The organism is Pseudomonas sp. B1(2018) (assembly GCF_003097365.1).
Lineage (GTDB): Bacteria > Pseudomonadota > Gammaproteobacteria > Pseudomonadales > Pseudomonadaceae > Aquipseudomonas > Aquipseudomonas laurylsulfatiphila.
On the sequence record NZ_PYUK01000032.1, the window covers coordinates 38192 to 45610 of the forward strand.

The 7419-nt window shown below is 63.3% G+C and carries 5 protein-coding genes; 1 reads left to right on the forward strand and 4 read right to left on the reverse strand.

Going from position 1 to position 7419, the window contains the following annotated elements:
- Nucleotides 1-14: 14 nt before the first annotated feature.
- A complete protein-coding gene (locus tag C9422_RS30900) occupies nt 15-1421 on the forward strand; it encodes an FAD/NAD(P)-binding protein (protein ID WP_116583270.1) in 1407 nt (468 codons plus the stop codon).
- Nucleotides 1422-1585: 164 nt separating this feature from the next.
- On the opposite strand, the gene C9422_RS30905 is transcribed toward C9422_RS30900, so the two are convergent.
- Genes C9422_RS30905 through C9422_RS30920 form a run of 4 tightly spaced genes read right to left on the reverse strand, consistent with a single transcriptional unit; the run spans nt 1586 to nt 7219 of the window.
- Nucleotides 1586-3037 (reverse strand): curlin, encoded by a 1452-nt coding sequence (locus C9422_RS30905; RefSeq protein WP_116583271.1) that lies wholly within the window; start codon nt 3035-3037, stop codon nt 1586-1588.
- Between the two features lie 28 nt (nt 3038-3065).
- Nucleotides 3066-3527: a curlin gene (locus tag C9422_RS30910; protein WP_007973790.1), complete on the reverse strand. Its 462-nt coding sequence runs from the start codon at nt 3525-3527 to the stop codon at nt 3066-3068.
- Nucleotides 3528-3587: 60 nt separating this feature from the next.
- The gene (locus C9422_RS30915) at nt 3588-5837 is read right to left on the reverse strand and encodes an Ig-like domain-containing protein (protein ID WP_116583272.1); all 2250 of its coding nucleotides are present in this window, start codon (nt 5835-5837) and stop codon (nt 3588-3590) included.
- Between the two features lie 35 nt (nt 5838-5872).
- Nucleotides 5873-7219, reverse strand: coding sequence for a hypothetical protein (locus C9422_RS30920; protein WP_116583273.1), 1347 nt, complete (start codon nt 7217-7219; stop codon nt 5873-5875).
- Nucleotides 7220-7419: the final 200 nt, after the last annotated feature.

Sequence of the window (7419 nt, forward strand, 5' to 3'; positions counted from 1 at the left end):
ACAGGGAGAGCAGGATGGGCCAGACCTTGAACAATGACGCCGAGGTCCTGATTGTCGGTGGCGGCCTCAGTGGCGCGATGCTGGCGGCGCAGTTGATGCGCTTGCCGGGCCGGCGTCGGGTGCTGGTGATCGAACCCCGGGCCGAGTTGGGGCGGGGCGAAGCCTACAGCGCGGTGGAGTTGGGCCATACGCTCAACGGCAACGCGGCGCGCATGAGTGTCCACCCGGACAACCCCGACGACCTGACCCAATGGCTTACCGACTACATTGCCGGCGGCGGCTGGCCGGAGTCGGACCAGCAGCATGTGCCGATCAGCGAATTGTTTCCGCCTCGGGGAATCTTCGGCCTGTACGCTCGGCAACGCCTGGCCGAAGCGCAGGCGGTGGGCGCCTTGGTTGGTTCGACGGTCGAGCATGTGCAGGCCGAGGTGGTCGATTTGCAAGTCGATGCAGACGCCGTGCGGTTGACCTTGAGCGACGGCCGAGGCTTGCAGGGCGCTTTTGCGGTACTGGCCACCGGGATGTTCCCCGCCGCGCGCACGCCACAAACCCAATCCAGCGGCTTGAATGCGGCCGCCCTCGATCCCTGGGACGTGGCGGCCATGCAGCAGCTCGATGCGCAATCGACGGTCATGATCATCGGCTCGGGCCTGACCATGGTCGACGCCGTGGTGTCCCTCGAACAGGCCGGCCATCGCGGGCCGATCGAAGTGTTTTCCCGCCATGGTCTGCTGCCCCATGTGCGCCGCCAGCCACCGGCCTGGGGGGATTTTCTCGCCGAGGATCAGGACATCCGCACACCTCGCCAGTTGCTGCGCGAATTGCGTCGACACTGCCGGGACGCCATCGCCCAGGGTATCGACTGGCAGGCGCCACTGGACACGGTACGGGCACACATCGGCCGCTTGTGGCATCAGGCGACGGATGTGCAGCGTCGGCAGTTCGTACGGCATGTGCGGCCCTGGTGGGAAAGCCATCACCACCGCTCGCCGCCCTTGAGTGCCGAACTGGTCGAGCGCTTGTATAAAGAAGGGCGGTTGCGTATTCACGCAGCGTCCTACCAGGGCCTTGAGCCTTCGATCAATGGCGGGGTGAGCATCCGCCTTCGACGACGCGGCGAGGCGCAGGCCTGTGTGGTCAGCGGGGCTGCCCTGATCAACTCCAGCGGTATCGAGTACGACTGGCGCCGGGTCGCGCGACCGTTGCCCCGGCAATTGCTCGCCCGTGGCCTGGTGCGGCCCGGGCCGTTGGCCCTGGGCATCGCGGCAGAAGTCGATGGCGCGGTGCTGAACGCCGAAGGGCTACCCGCCAGCCGTCTGTTTGCCATGGGCCCGCCGTTGCGCGGCATGTGGTGGGAAAGCACGGCCGTCACCGATGTGGCGAGCCAGGCCAAGGCGCTGGCCGAGCGACTGGTGCGCTAAGGCCGTCCATTCAACACACCGCGCAGGTAGGAGCTGACGAAGGCTGCGATCTTTTGATCTTGAATTTTGACAATGTCAAAGGGATGCAAGATCAAAAGATCGCAGCCTTCGGCAGCTCCTACAGGGAAACACCGCGGGGTGTCAGGCTCCCCGCAGCCCCCCGACTACTGCTGCATCACGGTGGCCTGGTTGGTCGAACCATATTGTTGCACGGTGGCGGTCTGGGCCATGCCGCTCTGGTCGATGTTGGCGATGTTGCCGGTACCGCCCTGGGTGACATAGGCCACGTTCATGGTGTCGGCCTGTTTCACGGTGATCATGTTGTCGCTGCTGCCGGACAACTGCTGGGTGTACGCACGGTTGCTGCTGCCGTCCTGATTGAATTCGGTGCTGTTGCCCGTACCCATTGTGCTGCCCATGGCCAGGTTGGTCTCGCCGCGCTGGTCGGAGATCAGGATGTTGTCAGTGCCGTTCTGGTCGAAGTACAGCTCGTTATACAAATTGTCCTGGCTGACGGTGGTTTTGTTGCCGGTACCGGTCTGGTTAGTGGTCACGATATGGCCGGTGCCGTTCTGGGTGAAGTTGGCGACGTTGTCGTTGCCATTCTGGTTGATGGTCGCACGCTGGTTCTTGCCGAACTGGCCGCCGGCCTGTGGGCCTTTCCAGTTGCTGGCATAGACCTTGTTGCCGTCACCTGTGGTGGTGACATTGAGCACCTGGTCAGTGCCGTTTTGATAGGTGTAATGCACGTTGCTGTTGCCTTGTTGATACAGCGCCAGGGTCGAGTTGGTGGATTCGTACTGGTCGGCATAGATGGCATTGAGGTTGCCGACCTGCAGCACCGAAGCCACGTTGTTATCGCCAAAGCTCTGGTCGACGATGGTTTCGTTGGTGTTCCCGTATTGGTTGATGGTGGCCTGGCTGGCGACCTGTGTCTCTTGCCAGACTTCGGTGCCGTTGCCATTGCCGTGCTGGTTGATGCTCAGGTTGCCGCCCTGGCCGTTGCGCTGGTCGCCATAGGCATAGTTGCCGTCGCCGTTCTGGTTGATGTCCATCCGGGCGCCGTTGTGCAACACCTGTTCGGCGGTGCCGTAGTTCTCGTTGCCGTGCTGGGTGACCGTCGCTTTATTGTCGATGCCCACCTCCATCTGTTCGACGTTGGCTTCGTTGTTGTCACCGAACTGGAAGGTCTTGGCGGACGCGCCGTCCTGGCTGCTCTGGTAGATGAGCGAGAAGTTGCCGTTACCTTCCTGTTGCTGCAAGGCTTCGCTGCTACCCACGCCGATTGACTGGCTGGCATGGGTGTTGTTGTACGTGCCGGATTGCAGCTGATGGATGGTGCTGCCGTCCTCGTACAGCTGCTCGGCGTATCCGGCGTTGTACTGGCCGGACTGTTGCTGGTCGATGGTGCTGGTGGCGCTGTCCTGCACCGCCGCGGCATCGTTGCCCAGACCCTGTTGCTGTTGATTGGCGCTACTGAGCGGAGCCGCGATCTGCTTCACGTCGGCGATGTTGGCGGTGCCGTCCTGAAACTGGTTGGAAATGCTGTCTTCAGCCATGGCCTGGGCACTGGCCATGACGAGGATCGCGGCGGTGAGGGGCGTCAATTTGAACATGATTGAATCTCCATATCGGGTGAGTGCTTTAGCGATATTGTTTGACCGAAACGCTCATACCGTTCCCGGACTGGTTCACGGCGCTTTGCAGCCCCGTGCCGGCCTGGTCGATGCTGGCGCTGTTGTCATTGCCGTTCTGCGAGATCCGGGCGCGGTTGTGGCTGCCTGTCTGGGTAATCGAGGCATCGTTACCGGAGCCTTGCTGATTGATCATTGCCATCAAGTCGCTTCCTTGTTGCAGGATGTAAGCCTCCTGATTGCTTCCCGCCTGGACGATGGTGCCGAGCAACGACTGACCGTTCTGTTGCAGCATCGCGACGTTGGCCTGGCCGTTCTGGTCGATCAGCGCGTGCTGACCTGCCGGTGGTGGCAACTCACCAAGATCGCCACCGGGGCCGAGGTCCTCGTTTTCCATCAGATCGTCGGCGTGCACGCCTGTAATGCCGCACAGCAGAAGCAGGCAGAGCAAGGTGGCAGTCGAAGTTTTCATGGACCTGTCCTTAGGTTTGAAGCCGGCCCCATCAGCCAGCGTGGCTGATGGGGCGCGGGCTCAGTTGGCGATCACCGGCACCGAACGCACGGAGCCTTGGGACGAGGTGATAGTGGCAGTCGGGTTCGCCGACGGAACCACGGTGGTGGTGTTGTTCACCGTCAACTTCCAGCGTCCATTCACCGGTACGGAGGTGGTGCCCAGAGTGACCAGCCCGGCAGGGGTCGTGACCTTGACGGTGATGGTGTTGCCGGTGGTCACCGATGAGGTGCCGGCAAAGTCCCAGGTGAAGCGGTTATTGGAGCGGGCGCTCACCGTTGCGGTGGTCACTGCGAAGGTTTCCGCAGCAGGCTTTGGCGAGACCTGCACCGTGACCGTGGCCGGCGTCGTCGACACGGCACCGAAGCTGTCCCTGGCGAAGTAGGTGAAGGTCGTGGTGAAGGCCGTGGGGAAGCTGGCCGGTGGCGTATAGGTGAGAACCGTGCCGTTACTGCTGACGGTGCCGCGACCTGTCGGTGGTGGAGTGAAGCTGGCGACGGCCAGTGGCAGGTTGCCTTCCGGATCGGTGTCGTTGGCCAGCACACTGATCGGGATCGCCACACCCAGTGTCGTGACGGCATCGGCGACTGCCACCGGAGGCCGATTAGGCGCCACGGTAATGGTCACGGTTGCCGCCGTCGTCGAGGCCAGGCCTTTGACGTCCTGGGCCTTGTAGGTGAAGGTCGCGGTCAGCGGCGCGTTGACCACGGCGGGAGGGGTGTAGACCACCGCCGTGGTGCCGCTCAATGCCACGGTGCCCTGGCCGGCAGCCGGTGGGGTCAGCGCGGTAATGCTCAGCGGTGTGTTGCCATCAGGGTCCCTGTCGTTGGCCAGCAGGTTGAGGGTGATCGGCACACCGAAGCTGGTGCTGCCGGTATCGGCGACGGAGATCGGTGCCTGGTTGGCGCCGGTGTCCGGTGCAGTGCCGACGACGACGACCGGCTCGGTGTCACTGCCACCGGCGGCGGATTTCACCGTGACGGTTGCAGGTGGTTGGGCCAGGTCAGCCACCGTCAGGCTTTGCAGGGTGCCGGATTTCGTCAGTCGTCCGAAACCCTGGGCGACCATGTCCGGTACCACCACTTCGTCTGTGGAGGTGGCTTCGATCAGCAGGCTGTGGTTGCTCCAGCTGTACCGAGCGGTCTGGATTTTCACCACGTCCGACAGCTTGCTCGACACCGCGGTCGGGCGGGTGGTGCCGGCCGGGTTGGTGGCGGTCACCACCACGACCGGAGGCACGGTGCCGTTGGCCAACAGATGCTGGGCGAAGAACGTGCCGTTGTTATCGCTCACCATGCTGGTCTGGCAAGGCGTGGGTGGCGGGCCGGGCACCAGGGCGATGCTTTCACGAAAGCACAGGGTCGAACCGTTGGCGGCTTTGGCGAACACTTCGACCCGGGTGCTGTTGCCCCCCGTGCCGGCGGTGCGCCGGTAGGTGGCGCGGCTCATGTCCACGGCGGTTTGCGCGCGACTGTCGAGCACCTTGCCGGCCACGGTGAAGAGGTTGGTCTGGATGGTCCCGGCCGGGCCCTGGATGCGTACGAAGTTGGTGTTGTTGGGGCTGCCGGTCACGGCCTCGGTGAGGTTCGGGTCGCCGATGAAGGTTTCGATGGCGCCGGTGTCCGGATTCACCGCGGTGTAGGGGCCGTTGACGCTGCGCAGGAACGGCCCGATCGCGCCGTTGACCGCACCGGTGAACACCCCTGGCGCACCGATGCCGACGTCCCGGGTGATGTTGATCGCACGCCGTCCGGGCGTGGTGACGTTGACTGTTTCCACGCCATAGGGGTGGGTAATGGTGTAGGTCCCGGCAGTGGGAATATTTATCCGCATGCGAATCCGCGCGAAGCTGATCTGGTCGCCGTCGACCGGATTGCCGCCGGCAAAGGCAGCCTCGATCCCGGCGACATAAGCGTCCATGCCATAGCCGGCGGCGTTGTTGGGGATGGTGGTCTCGGCCAGGTACCAGAAGGCTTCGTCCGGCCAGTTATCCGGGAACACCATCGGCTGGGTGTCGTCGAAAATGCCGGGTGTCGGCAGCAGGGTGCACATGTAGGCCGGTGGCACACTGGCAGCGACCCGTGTGCTGACGGCGCGAGACTGGCACAGCTCCATCGACAGCAGATTCTTGTCCTGATACCAGATCGGGAATTTCCCGGTGGCAAAGGTGTAAGGGCCGGGATCGACGGCGGCGAGTTGCGCGAAAGCACTGCCGGACAACGATAGAGTCAGTCCCAGGGCGTTGACCGCCAGGCGTGGCCATTTGTTCATGATGCCTCCTGATGAGGATCTGGGCATGTGAGCGTTCATTGCACGATGACCACTTCTTCGGTATCGCTGCCGCCATTGGATGACGTCACGCGAACCTGGGCTGGCGGAATCGGCGTGATGCCGGTGGCCAGGCTTTTCACGGCGCCGTCGCCACTCAGGGCGCCGATGGCTAGACCGGTGCCGGTGGTAGCGGTGAGCACCGGTGGCGATGTTTCATCGCTGGTCGAGGCGGTGATGCTGATTTGCCCGGTGTTCAGGCTGTACTCGGCACGTGAGATCGTCACCAGGTCGGTCAGCGGCATGGGCAAGACGGTCGGCGTGCTGCTGGGGATGGCCAGGTGGTTGTCGGCGGTCACCTGCAAGGTGCTTGGCAGGGCCGGATTGGTCGGCGACTGCGCATACCAGTGGCCGGTAGTGTTCGCTTCGGAGAAGTTCAGCACCGGGTTGTTGCTGGTCAGGGTCACGCTGGCCGGTGGCGGCGGGGCCATCACGAACACATCCTGCTGGGCCACCGGTGCGCTGGCGCCGGCATGTCGCGAGTAGGTGCTGCGTTCGGCGATCACCGGAGTCGGCCGGACCACCGTCGACAACTTGCCGGAAACGGCGAAGAGGGTGGTGCGCAAGTCCAGGCCATTGGGGCCTTCGATGCGCACGTAGTTGGTATTGAACGGGCTGCCGGTGACGGCTTCGTTGAGGTTCGGGTCGCCAACGAATTTTTCCGCCTGGCCCGTGCTCGGGTTGGTCTCGGTGTAGGGGCCGTTGACGCTGCGCAGGAACGGCCCGACGTCACCCTTGAGTGCGCCGTTGTAGGTTTTTGGCGCGCCGATGCCGATGTCCCGGGTCATGTTGATCGCCCGCCGGCCGGGGGTGTCGATATTGAATACCTCGACGCCATAGGGGTGGGTGATGACATAGGTGCCGGCAACCGGCACGTCGACGCGGATACGGATACGGGCGAAGCTGATCTGATCGCCCTCCAGCGGATCACCACCGCTGAAGGCGGCTTCGAGTGCCGAGACATAGGTCAGGTCGATGCCTCGGGCGGCGTCGACGATGGTCGTTTCGCCTGTCGCCCAGAACGCTTCGTCGGGGAAATTGGTCGGGAAGACCAACGGTTTGGTGTCATCGAAAATCCCCGGGTTAGGAATCAACGAGCACATGTAAGTCGGGGCGCCAGGCGCGCTGGCAACCCTGGAACTGACAGCCTTTGACAGGCACAGGTCAAGAGTTCGGCCGTGGGAATCCTGATACCAGGCGGCGAAATTGCCGTTGGCTGGCAGGTAGGGTCCCGGGTCTACGGCAAACAGCGCTGCCTGGGCGATGCCTTGGGCCAGAGCGGTCACGACCAGCGCGGTCGCGGTTTTGTACAGTAAAGGGTGCATGAGTATTCCCTCTATCGAAGTACCTGCCCCATAGGGGTGGGTCAGTTGGCTGGGAAGTTGGCAACTTCCATACCAATTAGCGAAAACGCCCGTGAGAGGCCCGGGTTAAAGGCGTTGACGCAGTCGCGGCCGACAGACCGGGAAGTACTCAAACGGGCGGTTGTCCCCAATGTTGGGGGTGATGGGGCGTAGGGGCGGGT